Source organism: Microbulbifer mixtoriginis (SeqCode) (genome assembly GCF_052467515.1).
This window is the reverse complement of the sequence record NZ_CP174314.1, coordinates 1717413-1735702: the sequence shown is the minus strand read 5'-3', so window position 1 is coordinate 1735702 and position 18290 is coordinate 1717413. Positions and strand designations below refer to the sequence as shown.

Here is an 18290-nt window from a genome sequence, read left to right as displayed (position 1 = left end):
TCCGGTTTAATTTCAGTTGGGATTGGGGTTAGGTCTTGGGTGTTTTCACCATGCCTTTTGCATCCCAGGCTTTGGCGGCGGCATCCAGGCGCACTTTGAATTCGACCCCATCAACACTCCAGCCATTTTGCTCTTCTAACACCGGGGCCTGCTGGCCATCCAGATAGAGCACCTCAATGGTGTCATGCACTACTGGATCGGCATTGAGGTACCAGCCGTTGTGGCCACTGAGGCGCGCATCAGACAGCACTTCAGCAATATTGCGCACGCTGTTCGGGGTGGTGTTGTTTTTGGTGGATGCACCCACTTCGAATTCGGATTCCAGGGCAACCTTTGCGCTACCCTCATCGGCAATATCACACAGCAGGAACTTGGGCCGGATATTGAGCACTGCGCTGCCATCCTTTTGATTACCCATCAGTACCCGTGCGGCATCGATGCTGGCGGTGTTGATACCGGCGGTGCTGGCCAAGTTGCCATGATCGGCGTGGAACAGGGCTTTACCGTCTGCCATTTCGGGATTATTGAGCAGGATGCTGAACACCAAGTCTCCTACTGTGCGCACGGCGGCGAGGCCCATCTTTTGCGGGATTCGGGTGAAGGCCCCCAGGTCATCATTAATAATCGCCTGACGGGTAATGGAGAAGAGTTCCCCGTAAGTGGCCAATGCGGCGGTTTCGGCGCGCTCGCCGATACTCACATATTTAAATTCTGCCCCCGGTGCGACTTGGCGCAGTGAGGGGAAGCTGCCCAGGTCTGTGCGGGTGGTGAGCTTAAAGTCACTGAGGTTGCCGACACTGGTAAAGCGCGGGAAGATCTCCTGTGCTTCTTCATAGCCTTTGAGCATGGATTTATTGGCGATATTGCCGAGCACCGTTGCGAAGTCACCCGAGCTATGGGTGAAGGCTGCGGCAACCACACCCATTCTGTCCAGCCCGGACAAGCTTTGGCCGTGGGCCTGCATGAGGATGCGGGCAATCTCCATCATGGTGTAGCCGCTGAGTTCGTTGCCCTCTGTGCGTTTTTCACCGAGGGCACGTACAGCAATCGCATTTTCGGCATCGGCCTTGAGGCGCTTAATGCCTTCACCTTCCTGCACCACCAGGCTGTAGCTTTGCACGGGGGTTGGGGTTTGGCTGCCGAGGGCTTCGAGCAGTTTGTCTTTGGCTTTTTCGGCGGTGCAGTCCATATCCTCCAGGCAGGATTGCATTACCGTGCTGTGCGCTTCGAAGCCCTTAAATACGGCTTTGATAGTGTCTTTGCGCTTTTTCTCATCGGCGGCAAATTGCGCTTTGGCATCGGCGGCAATCTGCGCTTTCATTTCTGGGGTAACCTCGGGCGCAGCGGTTGCAGCTGGCGTGGTGGAGGTAGTTGTGGTCATAGCTTGCGCTTCCTTGGTTTGGGTTTGGGTTGAGTTGCCTGCAACCGCAGACGGGAATCTAAATTCAGTGGGCCCCTGCATGACCAATGCGTTAATGGCTTGCGGGGTGTTTTTAAATTGGTTTAAGTGATCAGCACTGAAGCTGGCAGCCATCTCGATGGCTGCAGTGGTATCGGTGGCGAAGCCTGCTTCTACCGCTTCGGCGCCGGTATACCAAGTCTCGTCATCCATCACTTGGCTGATTTCCTCATCCGACATTCCGGAGCGGGAGGAATACAGGCTTTTCATGGTGGCTTTGACTTTGGCCAGCAGGCTCTTGGTTTTTTCCAGAGCGCGCTCGTCACCGCGAACACCGGCACTGGGGTTGTGCACCATGTAATAGGCGTTCTCGGCGATATGGACCCTATCCCCGGCGAGGGCGATCACGCTGCCCATACTGGCTGCGATGCCTTCAATCCAAGTTTCCACTTCGGCTTTATGGTCTTTAAGCAGGTTGTAGATGGCGGTACCGTCGAACACATCGCCGCCGGGGCAGTTGATATGCAGATTGATCTTGCTGACATCTCCGAGTGCTTTGAGATCGCGGGCAAAATCTTTGGCGGTCAACTCCCAGTAGCCGATATAGTCGTACAGATAGATATCAGCTTCACTGGTATTGGCGGCAGCGGTGATGCTGTACCAGGATTTATTCGGCATGGCTGCCTCCTATTCAGATTCAGTTTCTTGCGCGGGTACGGCTTCGCGTTTGCTTGGGGTGGTAATGTCGTTTTGTTTGAGCTTTCGCTGCCAGGCAGCGGTTTGCTTAATCACATCGTCCGGCCTTTTGCCTCGGCGGCGGATGGTCTGCTGTGGGCTGGCCAGTACATTTTCCAGCAGGGTTTCATCGGCGCTGGCTTCATGGACCGGGTTAATCCAGGGCATCACCGGGGTAATAAAATCGACGTGCATTAATGTGGATGGATCGACATCACTCGGCACTTTGAAAGCATCCGCCAGTAAGCCCATTTGTACCCAGCGACGGGTGGCCGGCTCTACAATTTCCTCGCAGAATTCCAGGCTGAGGGTTTCGTAGTTTGCCCACTGCTCTACCAGCTCCTGGCGCTGGGCGCTATAAGTCCCGTTGTAGTTTTTGCTGATACTGCTAAAGCTGGCCATGGTGCCGGCGGCGGCCATGCGGTGCATGGTTTCTAAAAATGGCGTTAGCAGACCACTGGGGCGATTACTCTGAATGGTGCCGACTGATTCCCCAGGGCGGAGATCGTCATAGATGGCACCGGCACGGATATCGAGGGTGCGGTTTCCATTCTCATCATAAGACTCAGCGTCATAAGTATCAGGGCCGCCCTTTTGAATAAAACCCACCATGGCTGAGGCAATCTTGGCGGCGACGCGCTCGTTTTCTTCATAGTCTTTAATATCGTTGAGGCGATTCATCACCGCTGCAAAAATGGAAACTCCACGGGTTTGGTGCAGCCTGCGTACAAATTTCAGGTGCTCGATATTGTCGGCACTGTGAAACCTGCGCTTCATGCGCCAGTTCAATGAGGCCCCCGGATGTTCGTCGTACAACCAAAAGCCCGAAGGTTCACCCCAGGCGGATTTTTGAATGCCCTGCACTATGCGTTTACTGGGATCGTTGTAATCCACCGGCAGGAAATCCGGCTCCAGGCATTCGATGGTGTAAGGCACGGGGGTGCGGTGTTTTAAGCCGGGCACGCTGCCCTGTAGGTGCCGCATTAAAGTTTCACCATCGCGCAGCCAGGTATTGCACAAAAGCCGCTGGGCTTTGCCCCAGCTAAATTGCCGGGTACATTCCGGGCGCCGCGCCCATTCCTTATGAGCGTCATTCATTTGGCTGGCAAGATCGTCATGGATATCACCATCCCAGGTTTTGGGTTGGAACTCCACATCGATGCCGCGTGGGCCGACGATGTTGTTGACCAAGGTGGTGAGAATGCCAAAGGCAAAGTCGTGGTTTTGCTCCAGGTGTCGGGCCTGGCCGCGCAGGGTTTCCACACTGCCTTCCAGCACCAGGTCACCGCTGCGATTATCACCGGGGTTTTTACGCAGGCGACTGGGGCGCGCGGCTTCATAGGCGGCGGCGATCTCCAGGGCACGCCGAGCTTGTACACGGCGCAGGGCAGCCTCGGGTGCAAAAAACCCGATAACAAAATCCAGTTTATTCATTAGCAAAAATTCGCGTAGGCGGGCCCAGGGCGTTTGCCGGCGGCCTTTAAGGTTTCAGCAGTTGCGCGGCGCTCCCACTCCTGACGGCCCGCGCGGATTTCCTGCAGGTTCTCGGCGGTAAATTGGCGGCCGTTAATGACCGTGGTTTTTCCGGCGAGCACGTCTATCTCGGCCTCGATATAGAGGTCGACCATCTCTTGTGCAGTTTTCGACATTTAACTATCCAGTAGAGAGCCGGCTGGCTGCGCGGGCTGCCTTGGTTTTTTAACGATGGGCTGTTCGGTAGTTTGTTGAGGTTCGCTAAATAGCGTGCGCTGGCCCAGGCGCGATTCGATGGTGGACCATTTTTTTTCGTTGTATTTGTGCATGCCCATGGCGTGGGCGGCGTGTAAGGCGTAGACCTCAGTATCCGTGCCCTCATTGGGCCTACCGGGGCGCTGCTGCCAGGTTTCTCTGCCTCGGTTTTTCTTACTGGGTGCTTTAACCTCAGCGGTGACCTGCTCCCAATAGTCCTGCCGCACATGTTTGCAGCTGTGCATATAGGCACTGGTGCCGAGCAAACGTTTGGCGATCAGATCCTTGGCCTTGTGGGTGCCCACCATATAAACCCGAACCCCGTGGCGGTCGGCCTTGGTACGGCGCTTGGGATTGTTGTAATCCACCTGCCTGGGTTGGGTGAAGATTTCCTTGGTGCCCAAGTCTTTACTGTCACCCTTGATGGCCATCACCAGCACGCTGCGATGTTTTTTATCGCGGGTTCGCACCCAGTGATACACCGCGTTGCTGGTGCCGCCATCGCCGGAATCAATACTGACTGCCGCTGCGCGGATCTCGCCGAAGCGCTCGTGCTCAAAACTTTGGAACACCAGCTTATCCAGGGCATCCCAGCAATCGTCGCGCTTGTCGGCGGTATCGCCATCGATCTCGCCCCAGTACTTCTGCCAGGATTCTTCATTGCGGCCAAAGGCGCGTATCGATATCGCGAGGCGGTCGTGCTGAACGTCGATGCCGACCGTTACCAGTAGGCCACCAGCAGGGCAAACTAATTCCGGGTAATCCTCGGCGGCCTCTTGTAGTTTTTCATGGTCCAGCAAGCGACTGGCGGCGTACTGGTAGGGCCGGCCCAGTTTGTTGTTCTGGAATACGATACGTGCGGATTCATCGCCGCTTTTGGCTTCGTGTTCCGCTTCGAGAAAATCTCGCACCACATCGGCAAGGCCGGTGCCGGGGATACACACATAGAGCTCGGATAGCTCCATAAAGGTTTCTATCGGTTCGATTTCGTCCTCGGCAAAATCCTCACCGCATTGGGTTTTGGCCCAGCCGGCAAAGTCATCGCTATTTTCTCGAGCGGTTTTACAGGTCTGCAGAATATTGGCCTGGCGGCGGTAGTCATCCCAGGCACTGCCACAGTGCGGGCAGCTATATACCGCGCTTTCTGGCTGGTGCAGGCCGAATACCGGGTGTGGCGTGCCGCCCTCTTTCTCCAGCCAGCTGACGTTTTCCCAATCCAGTACATGGGACTCACCGCAGTCGTGACAGGTCACTGGCAGCACGCGCATGGTGCCGAGCTTGGTGTAGTGCTCTACCTGGGAAAGATCGGCAACGGCCGGTGTGCCGCCGATAATTAATTTCTTATTGCGCATGCGCTTGAGGCGTTCGCGCAGGTGGCGAATAGAGTCGCCCTGATCGCCGACGTCTTTGTTGGTATCGTCCGGCTCCTCCACATAGCCCCGGCGGGCCGTGGTGGATTTCACATTGGATATTGAGTTGGAGCCAATGGTGCGCACCTCACCGCCGGGAAATTTCTTGCGCGTTGAGCGGCTGCCGCCTTTGCGGCTGGTGGTGACATCGATCACCCGATTCACTGCTGGCGAGCCTTCGATAATCGGCACCAGCTTTTCATCCATGAAGTTCTGGCCTTTTGAATCCTTCGGAAAGAGCATCAATACCCGCGCGGGATCAGTCACCGCCACCTTACAGATATCTGCCGCTAGCAATACCGTCCAGCCAATCTGCGCCGCTTTTTGCATTACAACCATCCAGGAGACTTGGCTATCGAGCGCGTGCATTACGCCCCAGAAATAGGGCACAAAATCTACCCGGTAATAGCCAGCGTTATCGCTATCTTCGGATGGCAACTTGATATTTTCTGGCAACCACTCAATCAGCGGAATTTTAGGCTGCTGTATCCAGGTCTTGCGTACCTCCTTCACCAGCCTCTGTAAATTTAATCTCGTAACCGCCAATAGTTCTGAGGGCAGCTTCAATGTTTGACTGTAGGGGTTCTCTGTTGACGGTAATGGCATACTGACTTTCGATAGCAATAATGATGCTCTCTACCGCTCCTATAAATTCATTCTTTCCAACGGTGGACCACTCCACCATCGCTTTGCGTACAGACTCAATATCCAGAATTAATTGATCCTGCTTGTACAGCTCGCGCATTTTTAATTGGGCATTCGCCTCAGATTCAACCGCCTGCGCCATATCGCGACGGTTTCGGGCCTCATTCGCCTGGCGGCCTGCGGCCTCGGTTCGCAGTCGCTCGCAGTATTCATGAAGCCAAACTCTGAAACTGGCACCTACAGTAAAAACCTCTGCCTTGTAGTGTTTGGCAATAGCCGGTTGAGTAGCGCCAACCAAGCGAGCAAAGCCCAATTGTGTGGCCTGATCATCAAGAGAGATATCACCAGCCAAGGTATAACCCCCTTTGAAATTTTGGATATCTGTTAAAAAAGCGGGGTCCGAATCACCCGTGTGTTGGCCCCCACAGGAGGACCCGTTCAACGTCTTTTTGCGGTCGAAATCGCATGGTCCATGGCCTTATCCAGTTCAATCGGCAGGTGACGCCGCGCTATGCCTTCGGCAGTACGGATAAATGGGAAACGCTTGCGGTAATCTGGCTTGCCTTTGAGGAAAATCAGGATGGGCTTAACCGTTGGCCGGCGTTTGCCGCCTGCCCTCTTCCAAACGCCTAAGATACCATTAACTTTGCCAACGAAATATTTCCCCTTCTTATCCTGCGTACTACCTGCCCCCCTTGTAGAGCCAGGGTTACCCCGTAATTCAGCCAGGATTTTTTTATAGGTTCCGACCGAGATATTCCCATGCTTGTTTAATCTTGCCGCCTCACCATGCACCACATACATACCAGCAGGCAGGACACCCATATGCCGAAGGGCTCGCTCAAAGCGCTTATCGTTCCGGTTCACATCCATGACTGACGGGGCCAGATATTTACTCGGTGCAGTTCCGTTGGAAACCTGATCACGTATAAAGACTTTGGCAATACCTGACCGCTTAGTGGCTTTCTTTACCAATACAGAGTTCAGCGTTAACTTTGCAGGGTTTGTAAATACACGCCCCATCGCTGAGCGCTCTTCTCCCCGTATACGAAAGGCCACGTTATTTAGGGCAACCGAACTGGCATAAGGTAATTGCTTTTTTAATTCAGCAGATGCTCGATCAAACTTTGAAGTATCCAGCTTTACACTAACGTCCATCGTCCCCGCCCTGCTGCTCCTGCAGCTTCAAGCGCTTATGGTTGTAATACCAATTAACTATTAAACCTGCCGCAGCTATCAGCACACCAGCAAGACCAAGCCAGTTGTTTGCAAGCCAACCCGCGAAAGTTCCAGCACCAATAGCAGTCATATAGCCAGCCTTATCCGCTATTTCTCTGAGAGCATCCTGAAGTGTCATGACTGCTTCCAGGCAATAGTTGCCTTCTCAACGCTGCGCCCCACGACATAACCACCGAGGCCAATTTTTACTATTTCCAGAAGGGCGAGAGTCTGGTTCTCGCTGAGGTTTGGCGCTGTCCACCCCAGCCAATGAGAGACGATCAGCCCCACGAACGTGAGCATTGTTACTGGCCGCCAGTTTCTTTGTAACCAAGACTCTCCCCCAGTTTCTGCAGTGATCACCTGGGTAGCCGCTCTCAGCTCCTCCAGGTCCATTGAGATTAACTTTGAATCTACCTGCGCCTTTAGGCGGTTGGCCTCTGTCTTATCCGGGAATGCCTTGTCTATGACCTTCCCGAATAAGTCGGATATAGCGGAAATCATTAGTAGCTCCACACCGTAGGGCGCGCACGCTCGCCAGGAATTGAATCAAGGTCATCCAAATGGATAAACCGCTTTTTGATCGGCCCCTTCTGCTTCACCCCTATACCACTGAAACCTTCTTCTAAGGCAACTTTCATAAGCTCATGTGCTCTGCCTACGGCCACAGAAATATCAACAGCTTGCCCGGTGGCATGAGTCATGGTCGCATTTAATCGTTTGTTGTGAGCTGGGCAACGATAACCGGAATTGATAACCATTGGCTTGCCGAAGCGCTCCCTGACTCTAATCAGGCGCTTTAGCGTTTCATCTTTGAAATGATTTTTGCCACAACATCGGCAGGCCAATTCCGACTCTTTGAAATGGTCATTCTGGAACATGGTGCCTCGGTGTTTAAATGTTTAAGAGATGAGAAAGCCAAGCGTGTGGGAGGGGTAGATTTATTTTTGACTAGGGGTACTTGGCTATTGCATTATGCGCCTAACTTAAGTTCTGACATTTTTCCTCTGCTGTTAACAGAGTAATTACTTCTTGACACTCTCCCCACAATGAAGAACACGGTTTTAGTTGTACTATCGTATAAGTTATACCAGCGTCTATTTTGAATTAGACAGCTCTTTTGCATTTATTGAAGGATATCTTTTGAACAAATTAATTCTTGCCTCTGTCATCCTCTTTTCTGCATCCAACTCAATGGCGACGGAAAATAACTTTTACCTGAGATCTTCTTATGGAAAGGTAGACACGAATGTTTCTTCATATGAAGCTTCAGCAAATATCGGTGTAGACCTTTCCACCCCTAAAGGCTGGACCATAGCTTTAGGTTACCGTCTTAACCGCTTCTTTGCCCTTGAAGCTGGTTATGCAGATCTGGGAGATGCTGATGGCAGCGACAATTTCATTACAGACGAGTCATATGACTTAGATTCTGGCCCCTACACCTCCCACCGTGAAGTAAGCAGGGAGAGAACCCTCAGCATCAAATCAAAAATGCTGGGTATATTATTTACCACAGATGTAACCAAAGATTTTTATGCTGGAGTACGCACAGGGTTCCACTCGTGGGATGCAGATTTGAAATATAAAAGTACTCTCAACATGCAACAAACCTGGACTGATTACAACGGGAATGTAATAGACACCGAGAGTACTAACTTTGAAGGCTCTGGCAAAGATGGTACAAAAGATAGTGATTTTTACTATGGAATTTCCGCAGGGTGGAACTACAACAACTGGAGCCTTAGCTTAGAGCACACTATTTTTAACATGGACAAAAAGAAACCCACCCTTTCTTCCCTTGCCCTGACCTACAATTTCTAAAGGCATTTTTCAGCAGCCTAACCGGCTGTTGATTTTCCTGTGATTGCTTGCCAACCTATCGGGCGACGCCCTCACTCTCTCAGGCACAAAAAAACCGGCAGGGAAGCTGGTTTAAGGAAGGATGAACGGTCGCCACATGAACACCTTGGCAGCCTTACATATATTAATACCTAGGCTCCAACAAAATACTGCCCATATAAACAGCTTTAATTAATGGTCAACAACCCCCCCTGAAACCATAAGGATTTATTGGGCAAATACTTGGCACGAACAGATTGCGTTTTTTCATTTTCAAAAGGTCTTTTGCTAATGTAAAAACTCGACAACGGAAGTAATAAAATAATTTGGATTATCTATGAAATATTTTGGAATCGCCCTTTTTGCAACAGTTATGGCACTATCGGCTGCAACATTCACTCACGCATCATCGAGTGATAACGAATAAGAAGGCACCCCTGAGCAAAGATGCACATTCCCTTAGTTAAACTGCAAAAAGTAAACTAAGAGTTTAAGGCCCGTTTCCGAGCGGGCCCCTCAACCTATTGAGACTTTGGGGAACCTCGGAGAGTTATGGGGCTTACAGGAATAAATCCCTTCAGAAATACAGCTCTCGAGCGGACGATTCCCCAACCACGGGCGCTCTACCGTATAAAACACACAGTCACGCACTCTCAGCCGCCCCAATGTGGCATCAGGCCCATAGGCGAATCGCGTTAATTCAAACATGAGGTAATAGCTCCCGGATTTCGGGCAAAAAAAGCCCGCATAAAGCGGGCTCCTTGAAAGTAGCGAAATTAATTAATCCGCTGGATTGGTGCAGAAGGGATCACATGGTGTTGCACCGCCTGCAACTCGCACTTGCCCTAAATTTACACTCTTTGAATGTGCGCCATCATTAATGGTAGCCATCACCATATAGGTGCCACCAAAATCAGTATAAACAGTTGTGTATGGTGTTGTAGTAACTTTCTGGTAATTAGTACCAGGGTAAGTCATATTTGAAAAATACCAAGTATAAGTAACCTTCGCTCCCTCAAGAGCTGCCTTTGAGTATGAAGTATCATAGGAGCTGTTTACTGCAGCATATATTCCAGCATTAGCATTCAACGCTTTTACCGAGATAGTGGGAGCAGACTGAACATTAATGTTTTTACACAGATTAGTTTTACCGCCAACCTCAGCCGGAACCGGTATCCCTATTGATACATAATTTGAGCCACGGGTTGGGAAGTTGATATTCTTTTTCGCCACCCACTTGAAGTCTTGGTAACTGTAATCATCAGCACCAACATAACCTTCCTTAGTGTTAAATAAAGCAGTTTCTTTATAGAATGCCGAACCACCTTCATGCTCATAGGTTTTAGTAGAGCCAGCTATAACGTACCTATCCCCTTTAACCTTGCTCGTATCTCCACCAAGCCCTAAAGAAGTGCAATAGTCATACTTATATGGAGTTGCTGCAAATGCAGCAGATGTAGCAAAAACCGAAGCAACAGCCAAAGCAAATGGCAAAACTACTTTTCTCATTCAAAATTTTCCTTGAGATTCTTTTTAACTAGTAACCCAACCTTCATTAGCATTCAATTTAAATATTTCAAATGGTTGGCGCGCAACACATTACAAATTAATTTCGCTACAAACAAGAATCATGAGATTCAGATCACCTCAGTTAGAACATCTTCACAAAAAACACCTGACTAACCTGGCATAACAAAATATGTATACAATCATTAATGTCGGTTAATCCATTAATGGTTTTTAACTTTTAAACATTTAATAAATTCAGAATAAAAAGAGCTAACCATCAGGACGTCCAGATATTTTAGGCACAAAAAAACCGGCTCAGAGGCCGGTTTAATTTTGCAAAGCAGAAAAACTGCACGCTAGGGAATTTATACCTGCTCAGGACAAAGCTGTCAACAAGCAGTCCTAAATCGCTCTTTGTACACTCGCACTAATTCAGACACAGACCCCAAAGCTCTTGCAGGTAAAGGGTCCAAACGCCGTTGCAAACGCTTCCAAATTTTTACCCACTTCCTATCCCACCGCTTTTTGTCACATCCCAAAATTATCCGCGCTTGGACCAGATCTATTAATCGGCCATTTACATCGCGCAGTGCACACGCATTAATACAAAATAGCGCTAGCTGGCTAACCTTTTCTCGCGGGTGCGGTTCCTGCCATTTGTCGAACTCACTCATCAAGTATTTCAGTAGTGTCGCTCGCTCTTTGACTCTTGAGGCTGGCGGGGCGTAGGCGGCCATGCCCCAGCAGTATGCCAACGGATCACTCGCTCGCAGCTTTGCAACTGCATCTTGGATTAACCCCTTTTCACAGGCATCCATGATGCGATTGCCGCTGTCCTTAGTTCCGGGGGTTTCTTTCGCAACTAGTGTTGGGGCTGTAACCCGGCAAATGACTTGGTTGGCCTTGCCCTGCACCTCTCCACGAATTACAACTTTTCGCCCTCTCCCAACTGAGGAAACCGTACTTCTGCCGCCCATGGCTTCATAATCAAATGCAGCTGTGGAGCTATCAAAGGCGTCGTGCCACGCTTGTCTAGCACTTTCGAATTTCATGTCATGCCCCCCAAGCAATTTTCAAGCAACCAAAACCAGCCAAGCACTCCATCAAGCAGCCTGCGGCATGCTCTCGAAATAATCCTGAAGTCGCCTTTCGGCCGCATGCAAATTGTCTCGGTGATAGGTGCCCAGGTAATTTATATGGCCCTGGTTTATCCAGAATTGGGTAACCACCGTATTTGCGAACACAACCTCCACGAGGTGAGAGTGCTTGGTGCAGTATACGGCTAGGGGGCTGACGGGGTTGGTTGTGGAAATCCTTTCGGTGGCCTCTGGGATGGTGACTGTGCACATGGTGAGCTCTCCTTGGTGATTGGGTTTTACCAATTAGTATCCGTTGCGATTTCTACTGCGCTGAGGCTTCGCGTTAGCCGCTGCCCTGACGCCTGAGGTTGGGGTGCGAAGTACTTCTCGCGTTTTAGCCAGTTGCGCCAGGTGGCGAGCCAATCGAGTTTTACACCCCGCTGCCCGGGCTGGGATATCCAGTAATCGCGGAAACTTTCGACAATGTCGTGGATTCTGTGGATCAGGTCTGGGCGGAGGCGTTGAGCTTCGGTGCGGAATTTGTCCGTGAGAACCCAGTTTCCAGGCAAGCGTATGCCGCGTTTAGGGTTGGCGCGATTTAGAACTGTACCTCTCTCTACTGGTTTCTTGTTGGTTCTTACTGGTTCTATAGAGAAAGACGTGTTGTCATTTTCACCGGTTTACGTGTAGAAAGAGGTCATAATTGGTCCTGCGCCCGTTGGATTTTTCGGTGCTCAGGTAGCCCAGTTATTCCAACTCTTCGACGGCATTAATCACCGAGCGCTTTGTACATTGCGCAACATCGGCCAGATAGGCATTACCCAGGCATCACTGTTATGGCAATCGGCCAACGCAATTAAAACCAGCTTTGCTGTTGGTATTCTGGTCCTGCGTTTAATGGCCCATGCCGCAGCTTCAAAGCTCACCACCCACCTCCTGTATAAATTTCCATGTAGCGCAGTAGATCTATTAGAGCCAGGGGAAGCCGAAGCTTCGCTGCCCTGCCCCGGTACTCACTCAGGCCGCTCTTACGCATTACGAGTGAATGGTGATAGCATGACTAGCCCTTACCCAGGCCAGCGCTCTTATCCAGAAGGGACAATCATTTTTGTCGACCCCGACAAACCTCTGACCAATGGCTGCCGAGTTATCGCCAAAATAAATGGTGAGGTCATCTTCAAAAGCTATGCAGAAGATATGGGCCATATTTATCTACGCCCCATCAACCCAACCTACTCTCCGATGGAAGTTACAGGCAAAATTATATCCTTTTGTGGCGTAATTATTGGCTCCTACACCCCTAAGTAGGACAAAAAAAGCCCGCATTAGCGGGCCTTTCTGAATGCTGAGAGTCACAACAGAATTTTTTTGACCATCTCAACTTCAATAACACCCCGAGAAACACAGTTCAAAGTGAGATCTTGTGCCGGCTTCCCCGGTAAGTATTCGCCCTGAATGTTTGAACGAACAATCACATCCCTATCATCAACAACCACATTAAAGGCAACTTCTGTCTTGGTGTAATTATCCTCTAAATAATCTCTGCCCTCGTTAGCACCACAATTGGCCTGCTCAGGCGTAAGTTTCCAGTTTTTTAGGGTTGTAGAGATATAACCCGCCCCTAAATCAGAGGATAAAATCTGAAACCCATCCCTCAACAAAGCTTGCCTCGCCTTACTCAATACCTCTTGTTTTGTTGAAAGGTGCTCTAAAGCAAAGTACTCACTAATAAACACTGGCGTCTTGTTCGTTGCACTACAGCCACCAAGGCCAGCCGCTAGCAGAACCCCTACTACTGCATGTCTTATTTTTTTCATTCTTATCCTCCGTGATAAGCGCTCCCTGAGCATATCAAGGAGAGGACCTTTTAAAAAATTAACTTACGGCTACTGACCGAACAATTAACTTTCGGCTACCGTGATTGCTAACCAAAGACAGGGCATCAAAATGCACACAGCCAGCAATCTAAGGCCATTGGCGCCACGCCAAGCTGAAGCGCTTACACATCGCGCCCGTGGCCTCTCCAACAAAGAAACCGCCGAAGCTATGCGGTGCTCTGTAGCGAATGTCACCAACTTGCTGGCGGAATGCTTTTACAAGCTGCATGCCCGCAACAGTACTGAAGCGGTAGCCAAGGCTGTAAAGCACGGATTGATTCAATTCGCTCTGCTCGCCTGCGTACTCAGCAGCATGGGAGTTGATGCTAAAGACCAATTACGCACCCGCTTCCAGCGCCGCCCCACAGTTCGAACCATTCGCATCCGCAACAACCGGGGGGGGAATCGCATGACCGCCACCGTGTTTGCACTTCCAACGGCTACGAGCAAAAACGATATTGATCGCCTCAAGCAGCGCACCGATATCGCCAACGCGGATCGCAAAACGCTCATCCGGTTCGTACAGCCAAAACCCACTTTTGCTCGGCCAGTGCACAAAAATGTCTGGCCACCTTTTGGAGGTAATGCAGCATGAATACTTTCAGCCCAACCCAGAGTGTGGAAACGCTGCTCACTGTAGCCAACGGATACTCCGGTGCTAGTGCAATTGCCGCACAGGTGTTGCTTTCGGCTTGGAACAGCAACGACTTTACGGTTCCCGTTGCCGAGTTATCACTACTTGATGGGGAGAACTATCAGCACGCTCTCAACGTGATGACACTTCGCTATCAAGGCAAGGAACCCCAAAACGTAATCGCACAGGGCGATAAAAAATTTCGCACCCTTTGTGTCGAGTGGTCTCACCTTGAAACCCAAAGGAAGGGGGCAGCGTGAACCAACCGCAACAGCTGCCACGAATACACTGTGCCCACTGCGAAAAACCCACAGAGCCAGTATTCAACGGAAAGCTGTTATTGCGTGGCTGGAGTTGTCAGCTTTGCAAATACTGGGAGCCGGCAATTGGCAGGGAAAGAAAGTTCAAGAAAGTGGTAGGCACAAACCATGAATGAATTCTCCCAGCTTTTGCAAATCACCCAAGACCTAATGGCCACGGTAGAAGCCCAGCAATTACAAATAAACGGTATGCGCGAGCAGATAGCCGCTCTCTCCGAAGCTATTCAGGGCCAACCATCAGAACAAAATTTGAAGGACCAGGAGGCAGCGTGAAAAAGGAAAAACTCTTCACCATCACCCAGGCCGCCCGAACTTTAGAAATGGGCAGAAACAACCTGCTGAAGCTACTGCGAAATAGCGATCTTTTGCATAGCCGTGAACCTATGCGCAACTCACCGACAAAGACCGCCGTACAACAGGGGCTACTGGTTGCAGAGAATGCCGAATATAACCGTGGCCCGGTGAAGGTGCCGTATATCAATACCAAGGTGACATCGAAAGGTATGGTGTGGATTCGGGACCTGATCGAAAAGAGTTCCATCTCCCAAGCCAGCTAGAAATTTAGCCGCGCCCCGGCGCATTCAGTCAGAGGTAACCATCCTTGGGCTGCCGGTATGGAGCCCATTTTTAAAAATGGGGAAATCCAATGAAAAGATACGCACTGCTCACTGGCTCCTACAACCTATTGATGGGCGGCATCAAAGATTTCAAGCGCTCTTACGCCACCAAAGAAGAGGCCTTCGAAGAAGTGCAGCGCATTGCTCAAAATGACCTGTTTACCGACTGGGCACAGATATTCGACAAGAAAACCGACAAGGCAAAAATTTATCGCATAGTCGATCAGAAAATCATTGAAAACAAACCCAAAGACTGCCCTCACCCAGAATCAAAACCCCAGGCAGAACCGCAATACGCCTGAGGTTAATTAAAAATAGTTTTCTCAGCCCGCCAAGTGCGGGCTTTTTAGGTAGAAGACAACAACGCGAGGGATGTGCGATGAGTAACTTGCTAACCAAGCATGAGATAGCCCGCCTAACGGGCGCTGGTGCCGAGAATGCTGAGGAACAAAAGCGTATTCTCGATGCCAATCGGATTCCTTATGTGCTGAAAAAGGACCGATCCCCCGCACTCACCTGGGAAATGGTAAATCAAGCCATTCTGGCCCGAGGGGCCTCAAAACCCGACTTAGCCGGTGTTAATCTACCCCCAGGCTTTAACCTTGGAGCAGCAAGCTAATGGGCAGAAGGCGCAACCCCGAAAATGCATGGATGCCACCTTACGTTGTCCGCTACCCTCGCGGATACCGCGTAAGGCGCAGAGGCTGGCCTATACAGCATCTAGCCGACCTCAACGCTAGCAAATCAGAAGTGTGGGCCGCTTACGAAAAGTATCAGGCAGGATTGGTACAAAAGACATTCACCCTCACAGACCTAACAGAACTCTACTTCGCCTCCCCTCAATACACTAAACACATCAAGCCTCAAACCCAGAAAGATTATCACCGCTATAGCTTGCGTATTCTGGCGGTATTTGGGGAAATGGAACCGGATAACATCACCTCACCTCTGGTACAGATGTTCCTTGATGCCCGCGGAGCTGAGCGCCCTACAGCCGCAAACCGTGAGAAAACATTCCTCGGCATTGTTATGAAGTGGGGTAAAGCCAGAGGATTCGTGAAGATTGAAGACCCAACGGCGGTAGTTAAAAGCCTGAAAGAGAAAGCAGGCGGGCGCTACGTAGAAGACTGGGAATACCAAGCCTTCTGGCAATGGCTGGGCGATCGCGGCCATGTGATGCACCAATGCGCCATGGAAATCAGCTACCTTTGCGCTGCAAGACAACAAGATGTACTCGCCCTCACCCGCGCAGAGATTCAAGAAGACGGCCTACTTATTGTGCAAGCCAAGACAGGCAAAGCCCAGTTAAAACTTTGGAGCTCAGCGCTCAAAGAAGCCGTAGATCGCGCAGTAGCTACCAACACAGAAGCACAAATCCAAACCACCCACATTATCCGCAGCCGTGCTGGCCGCGCCTACACCCGTACTGGGTTCAATGCCATCTGGCAAAGGGAACAGCGAGCAGCACTAGCGGCTGGGGCAATTAAACAGCGCTTTCGTTTTCACGATTTGAAGATCAAAGCGGCTAGTGACTTTGAAGGGGATGTGCAAAAATTTACGGGGCATAAGACGCGGTCCATGGCGGAGAGATATAACCGGACGGCGGATCGGGTGGTTAGTCTTGATCGCAACAGTAAAAACCCCACAAGGTAGTTCCTAAATGTCTCTTGATTTTATCATCAATACAATTAAGATTAGCTAATTACCCTTATGTGACACCCCCTTGTTTCACCAGCCTAACTCTCCAGTACTTAGTAGGTAAGCGCTCCACCCATCAAAACCCATCCGCCACCTATAACAAAAAGCTACTGTGCATTTTATTTTCTATAGATTTATTGCTGAAATTGCCAAGCCCGCACCATGAAAAAAAATAGAGTTTTTAAGTTTAGATATGGGACTGAAAATGACTTTGATGCCCTCTTCGAAAACTATATTTGGTTTGCCGACTTTTCGAGTTTAAATGATCCTTTTGAAGGCTATGTTAGATTCAACGAGAACGGCGTTGAAGATAAACTAAGGAATGAGTTCTTTTCCCAGGTTATTCAGGACAACCAACCCCACGCCACAACTCATAATATTGAAAGTATTAACTCCTCCAAAGATATCGATGCATTAGCTAAAAAGGAGTTTCAAAGGCGGCATAAAAACTACAGAAAAAATTATTTTACCCTATCCTTATCATTAGATAAGGGCGACCACCCACTCCACCCCTCACCTCTAAATGATCTCCAAATGTGGGCACATTATGCAAATGGGTTTAAAGGGTATTGCATAGATTTCGACTTGGAAAAGCTAAACAAATCTATAAAGAAAAATTTATCAAACGAAGAAAGAGAGCCCCGACTCGGGCAAAGGTATGTAAAATATTTACAAGGTAGTTTTCCTGAAGTTAATCTAAAAACCCTCATGGAAGATTACCTAAATGGCAATACAAATTCCTCTTACGAAATCTTGGATGCTTTCAACGCCAAAGAACACAGTTGGCAATATGAAAATGAGCTTAGACTAACCTCAACAAAACGCGGAAGACACTACTACAATCCATCCTGCATCAATGCAATTTATATCGCAGGAAATATGCCTTCTTGGGCAAAATCTAATATCACTTCAGCAATTAAACAAAAGAACTCAGAAATATCACTGTTTGAAGTAACTCTACACGATAGCGAATATAAACTTGGCTTCGAGCAAATAAAATAACATGAAAAGCCCACACTAGTTGGGCTCTCTAGAAAACAAGAATTATTATGTGCCAGCTAACGAGAATTGAAATCACACCAATAATCTATACCTTACACTACCACTGATAAGCCACCTTCAAGCTCGCACCAGCTTTATTGCCATCAAAATACCGCTCATCCTCGGAGCTAGCGCCCGCATAGACATCAACACCAATAACAAATGAAGCCTCAGAAAACCCTGAAAAATAGTAGTTGTAGAGCAAGGAAATCCCATGATAGCGGGCAACTTTCTCACCCACAGTATCATGGCTGACGGTGCCTAAAAAAGTCCCCACAGAATGACTATCAGAAGACACTAGACGCTCCCAACCTATACCATATCCCTCAATCCAACCGACCTGCTCCGTATAACCCAACCAACCAAAAGCGCCGAAGTACTTATCTTTACCTCGGTTAATAGCGTACTTTGCTCCGAGCCCGGCATGATCCCCACCCAAACCTATTGAAAAATTTGAGTCTCCTGCCGCAGAGGCTAAAGCAGAACAACTTAACAAGACTACAGACAGCAGATACTTCATTACAGCTCCTAGCTACTACTTG

At 49.7% G+C, this 18290-nt stretch carries 25 protein-coding genes; 10 read left to right on the top strand and 15 right to left on the bottom strand.

Annotation, left to right across the window (positions count from 1 at the left end; translation table 11 throughout):
• Positions 1–28: 28 nt before the first annotated feature.
• The 9 genes from ACJJIT_RS07415 to ACJJIT_RS07375 form a co-directional block, all read right to left on the bottom strand.
• A complete protein-coding gene (locus ACJJIT_RS07415) occupies positions 29–2077 on the bottom strand; it encodes a ClpP-like prohead protease/major capsid protein fusion protein (RefSeq protein WP_444900501.1) in 2049 nt (682 codons plus the stop codon).
• Positions 2078–2086: 9 nt separating this feature from the next.
• A complete protein-coding gene (locus ACJJIT_RS07410) occupies positions 2087–3568 on the bottom strand; it encodes a phage portal protein (RefSeq protein ID WP_444900500.1) in 1482 nt (493 codons plus the stop codon).
• Complete coding sequence (locus tag ACJJIT_RS07405) at positions 3568–3783, bottom strand: primosomal replication protein PriB/PriC domain protein (protein WP_444900499.1); 216 nt, start codon at positions 3781–3783, stop codon at positions 3568–3570. Before ACJJIT_RS07405 ends, ACJJIT_RS07410 begins: the two co-directional genes overlap by 1 nt.
• Positions 3784–5784 (bottom strand): terminase gpA endonuclease subunit, encoded by a 2001-nt coding sequence (locus tag ACJJIT_RS07400; RefSeq protein WP_444900498.1) that lies wholly within the window; start codon positions 5782–5784, stop codon positions 3784–3786.
• Positions 5747–6268, bottom strand: a complete 522-nt coding sequence (locus ACJJIT_RS07395) for a hypothetical protein (protein ID WP_444900497.1) — start codon at positions 6266–6268, stop codon at positions 5747–5749. Before ACJJIT_RS07395 ends, ACJJIT_RS07400 begins: the two co-directional genes overlap by 38 nt.
• A gap of 86 nt (positions 6269–6354) precedes the next feature.
• Positions 6355–7074 carry a hypothetical protein gene (locus tag ACJJIT_RS07390; protein WP_444900496.1) on the bottom strand — a complete coding sequence of 240 codons (720 nt, stop codon included), beginning with the start codon at positions 7072–7074 and terminating at the stop codon, positions 6355–6357.
• The gene (locus ACJJIT_RS07385) at positions 7064–7273 is read right to left on the bottom strand and encodes a holin (RefSeq protein ID WP_444900495.1); all 210 of its coding nucleotides are present in this window, start codon (positions 7271–7273) and stop codon (positions 7064–7066) included. Before ACJJIT_RS07385 ends, ACJJIT_RS07390 begins: the two co-directional genes overlap by 11 nt.
• Positions 7270–7638: a 3TM-type holin gene (locus ACJJIT_RS07380; RefSeq protein ID WP_444900494.1), complete on the bottom strand. Its 369-nt coding sequence runs from the start codon at positions 7636–7638 to the stop codon at positions 7270–7272. The genes ACJJIT_RS07385 and ACJJIT_RS07380 overlap by 4 nt, the downstream gene beginning before the upstream one ends.
• Positions 7638–8015: a D-Ala-D-Ala carboxypeptidase family metallohydrolase gene (locus ACJJIT_RS07375; protein ID WP_444900493.1), complete on the bottom strand. Its 378-nt coding sequence runs from the start codon at positions 8013–8015 to the stop codon at positions 7638–7640. The genes ACJJIT_RS07380 and ACJJIT_RS07375 overlap by 1 nt, the downstream gene beginning before the upstream one ends.
• Positions 8016–8277: 262 nt before the next feature.
• On the opposite strand from ACJJIT_RS07375, the gene ACJJIT_RS07370 reads away from it, so the two are divergent.
• Entirely contained in the window at positions 8278–8955 is a 678-nt protein-coding gene (locus ACJJIT_RS07370; RefSeq protein WP_444900492.1) for an outer membrane beta-barrel protein, read from the top strand.
• A gap of 534 nt (positions 8956–9489) precedes the next feature.
• On the opposite strand, the gene ACJJIT_RS07365 is transcribed toward ACJJIT_RS07370, so the two are convergent.
• The 4 genes from ACJJIT_RS07365 to ACJJIT_RS07350 form a co-directional block, all read right to left on the bottom strand.
• A complete protein-coding gene (locus ACJJIT_RS07365) occupies positions 9490–9681 on the bottom strand; it encodes a DUF5675 family protein (protein ID WP_444900491.1) in 192 nt (63 codons plus the stop codon).
• Between the two features lie 72 nt (positions 9682–9753).
• Positions 9754–10482 carry a hypothetical protein gene (locus ACJJIT_RS07360; RefSeq protein ID WP_444900490.1) on the bottom strand — a complete coding sequence of 243 codons (729 nt, stop codon included), beginning with the start codon at positions 10480–10482 and terminating at the stop codon, positions 9754–9756.
• A gap of 389 nt (positions 10483–10871) precedes the next feature.
• On the bottom strand, positions 10872–11534 hold the full coding sequence (locus ACJJIT_RS07355) for a hypothetical protein (protein ID WP_444900489.1): 663 nt from the start codon (positions 11532–11534) through the stop codon (positions 10872–10874).
• A 323-nt stretch (positions 11535–11857) separates the two neighbouring features.
• A complete protein-coding gene (locus ACJJIT_RS07350) occupies positions 11858–12130 on the bottom strand; it encodes a hypothetical protein (RefSeq protein WP_444900488.1) in 273 nt (90 codons plus the stop codon).
• A 223-nt stretch (positions 12131–12353) separates the two neighbouring features.
• Between ACJJIT_RS07350 and ACJJIT_RS07345 the strand changes: the two genes are divergently transcribed.
• A complete protein-coding gene (locus ACJJIT_RS07345; protein ID WP_444900487.1) occupies positions 12354–12869 on the top strand; it encodes a LexA family protein in 516 nt (171 codons plus the stop codon).
• A 44-nt stretch (positions 12870–12913) separates the two neighbouring features.
• Here ACJJIT_RS07345 and ACJJIT_RS07340 read toward each other — a convergent pair whose 3' ends face one another.
• Positions 12914–13378: a hypothetical protein gene (locus tag ACJJIT_RS07340; protein WP_444900486.1), complete on the bottom strand. Its 465-nt coding sequence runs from the start codon at positions 13376–13378 to the stop codon at positions 12914–12916.
• Positions 13379–13508: 130 nt separating this feature from the next.
• On the opposite strand from ACJJIT_RS07340, the gene ACJJIT_RS07335 reads away from it, so the two are divergent.
• From ACJJIT_RS07335 to ACJJIT_RS07300, 8 genes are all read left to right on the top strand, one after another.
• Positions 13509–14033, top strand: a complete 525-nt coding sequence (locus ACJJIT_RS07335; protein WP_444900485.1) for a response regulator transcription factor — start codon at positions 13509–13511, stop codon at positions 14031–14033.
• Positions 14030–14332, top strand: a complete 303-nt coding sequence (locus tag ACJJIT_RS07330; protein ID WP_444900484.1) for a DUF7673 family protein — start codon at positions 14030–14032, stop codon at positions 14330–14332. Before ACJJIT_RS07335 ends, ACJJIT_RS07330 begins: the two co-directional genes overlap by 4 nt.
• A gap of 168 nt (positions 14333–14500) precedes the next feature.
• Positions 14501–14665: a hypothetical protein gene (locus ACJJIT_RS07325; protein WP_444900483.1), complete on the top strand. Its 165-nt coding sequence runs from the start codon at positions 14501–14503 to the stop codon at positions 14663–14665.
• Positions 14662–14949, top strand: a complete 288-nt coding sequence (locus ACJJIT_RS07320; RefSeq protein ID WP_444900482.1) for a phage antirepressor KilAC domain-containing protein — start codon at positions 14662–14664, stop codon at positions 14947–14949. Before ACJJIT_RS07325 ends, ACJJIT_RS07320 begins: the two co-directional genes overlap by 4 nt.
• A gap of 89 nt (positions 14950–15038) precedes the next feature.
• Positions 15039–15311 (top strand): hypothetical protein, encoded by a 273-nt coding sequence (locus tag ACJJIT_RS07315; RefSeq protein WP_444900481.1) that lies wholly within the window; start codon positions 15039–15041, stop codon positions 15309–15311.
• Positions 15312–15388: 77 nt separating this feature from the next.
• The gene (locus ACJJIT_RS07310) at positions 15389–15628 is read left to right on the top strand and encodes a hypothetical protein (RefSeq protein ID WP_444900480.1); all 240 of its coding nucleotides are present in this window, start codon (positions 15389–15391) and stop codon (positions 15626–15628) included.
• On the top strand, positions 15628–16662 hold the full coding sequence (locus ACJJIT_RS07305) for a tyrosine-type recombinase/integrase (RefSeq protein ID WP_444900479.1): 1035 nt from the start codon (positions 15628–15630) through the stop codon (positions 16660–16662). The genes ACJJIT_RS07310 and ACJJIT_RS07305 overlap by 1 nt, the downstream gene beginning before the upstream one ends.
• 207 nt (positions 16663–16869) lie before the next feature.
• Complete coding sequence (locus ACJJIT_RS07300) at positions 16870–17709, top strand: DUF2971 domain-containing protein (RefSeq protein ID WP_444900478.1); 840 nt, start codon at positions 16870–16872, stop codon at positions 17707–17709.
• Positions 17710–17806: 97 nt separating this feature from the next.
• Here the strand turns inward: ACJJIT_RS07300 and ACJJIT_RS07295 are convergent, their stop codons facing one another.
• Entirely contained in the window at positions 17807–18268 is a 462-nt protein-coding gene (locus ACJJIT_RS07295) for a hypothetical protein (protein ID WP_444900477.1), read from the bottom strand.
• Positions 18269–18290 lie beyond the last annotated feature (22 nt).

What these genes read in the sequence shown, in the direction of transcription:
- ACJJIT_RS07415 (WP_444900501.1), bottom strand. Translation starts at nt 2,077, where the DNA reads ATGCCGAATAAATCCTGGTACAGCATCACCGCTGCCGCCAATACCAGT.
- ACJJIT_RS07410 (WP_444900500.1), bottom strand. Translation starts at nt 3,568, where the DNA reads ATGAATAAACTGGATTTTGTTATCGGGTTTTTTGCACCCGAGGCTGCC.
- ACJJIT_RS07405 (WP_444900499.1), bottom strand. Translation starts at nt 3,783, where the DNA reads ATGTCGAAAACTGCACAAGAGATGGTCGACCTCTATATCGAGGCCGAG.
- ACJJIT_RS07390 (WP_444900496.1), bottom strand. Translation starts at nt 7,074, where the DNA reads ATGGACGTTAGTGTAAAGCTGGATACTTCAAAGTTTGATCGAGCATCT.
- ACJJIT_RS07385 (WP_444900495.1), bottom strand. Translation starts at nt 7,273, where the DNA reads ATGACACTTCAGGATGCTCTCAGAGAAATAGCGGATAAGGCTGGCTAT.
- ACJJIT_RS07380 (WP_444900494.1), bottom strand. Translation starts at nt 7,638, where the DNA reads ATGATTTCCGCTATATCCGACTTATTCGGGAAGGTCATAGACAAGGCA.
- ACJJIT_RS07375 (WP_444900493.1), bottom strand. Translation starts at nt 8,015, where the DNA reads ATGTTCCAGAATGACCATTTCAAAGAGTCGGAATTGGCCTGCCGATGT.
- ACJJIT_RS07365 (WP_444900491.1), bottom strand. Translation starts at nt 9,681, where the DNA reads ATGTTTGAATTAACGCGATTCGCCTATGGGCCTGATGCCACATTGGGG.
- ACJJIT_RS07360 (WP_444900490.1), bottom strand. Translation starts at nt 10,482, where the DNA reads ATGAGAAAAGTAGTTTTGCCATTTGCTTTGGCTGTTGCTTCGGTTTTT.
- ACJJIT_RS07355 (WP_444900489.1), bottom strand. Translation starts at nt 11,534, where the DNA reads ATGAAATTCGAAAGTGCTAGACAAGCGTGGCACGACGCCTTTGATAGC.
- ACJJIT_RS07340 (WP_444900486.1), bottom strand. Translation starts at nt 13,378, where the DNA reads ATGAAAAAAATAAGACATGCAGTAGTAGGGGTTCTGCTAGCGGCTGGC.
- ACJJIT_RS07335 (WP_444900485.1), top strand. Translation starts at nt 13,509, where the DNA reads ATGCACACAGCCAGCAATCTAAGGCCATTGGCGCCACGCCAAGCTGAA.
- ACJJIT_RS07330 (WP_444900484.1), top strand. Translation starts at nt 14,030, where the DNA reads ATGAATACTTTCAGCCCAACCCAGAGTGTGGAAACGCTGCTCACTGTA.
- ACJJIT_RS07325 (WP_444900483.1), top strand. Translation starts at nt 14,501, where the DNA reads ATGAATGAATTCTCCCAGCTTTTGCAAATCACCCAAGACCTAATGGCC.
- ACJJIT_RS07315 (WP_444900481.1), top strand. Translation starts at nt 15,039, where the DNA reads ATGAAAAGATACGCACTGCTCACTGGCTCCTACAACCTATTGATGGGC.
- ACJJIT_RS07310 (WP_444900480.1), top strand. Translation starts at nt 15,389, where the DNA reads ATGAGTAACTTGCTAACCAAGCATGAGATAGCCCGCCTAACGGGCGCT.
- ACJJIT_RS07305 (WP_444900479.1), top strand. Translation starts at nt 15,628, where the DNA reads ATGGGCAGAAGGCGCAACCCCGAAAATGCATGGATGCCACCTTACGTT.
- ACJJIT_RS07300 (WP_444900478.1), top strand. Translation starts at nt 16,870, where the DNA reads ATGAAAAAAAATAGAGTTTTTAAGTTTAGATATGGGACTGAAAATGAC.
- ACJJIT_RS07295 (WP_444900477.1), bottom strand. Translation starts at nt 18,268, where the DNA reads ATGAAGTATCTGCTGTCTGTAGTCTTGTTAAGTTGTTCTGCTTTAGCC.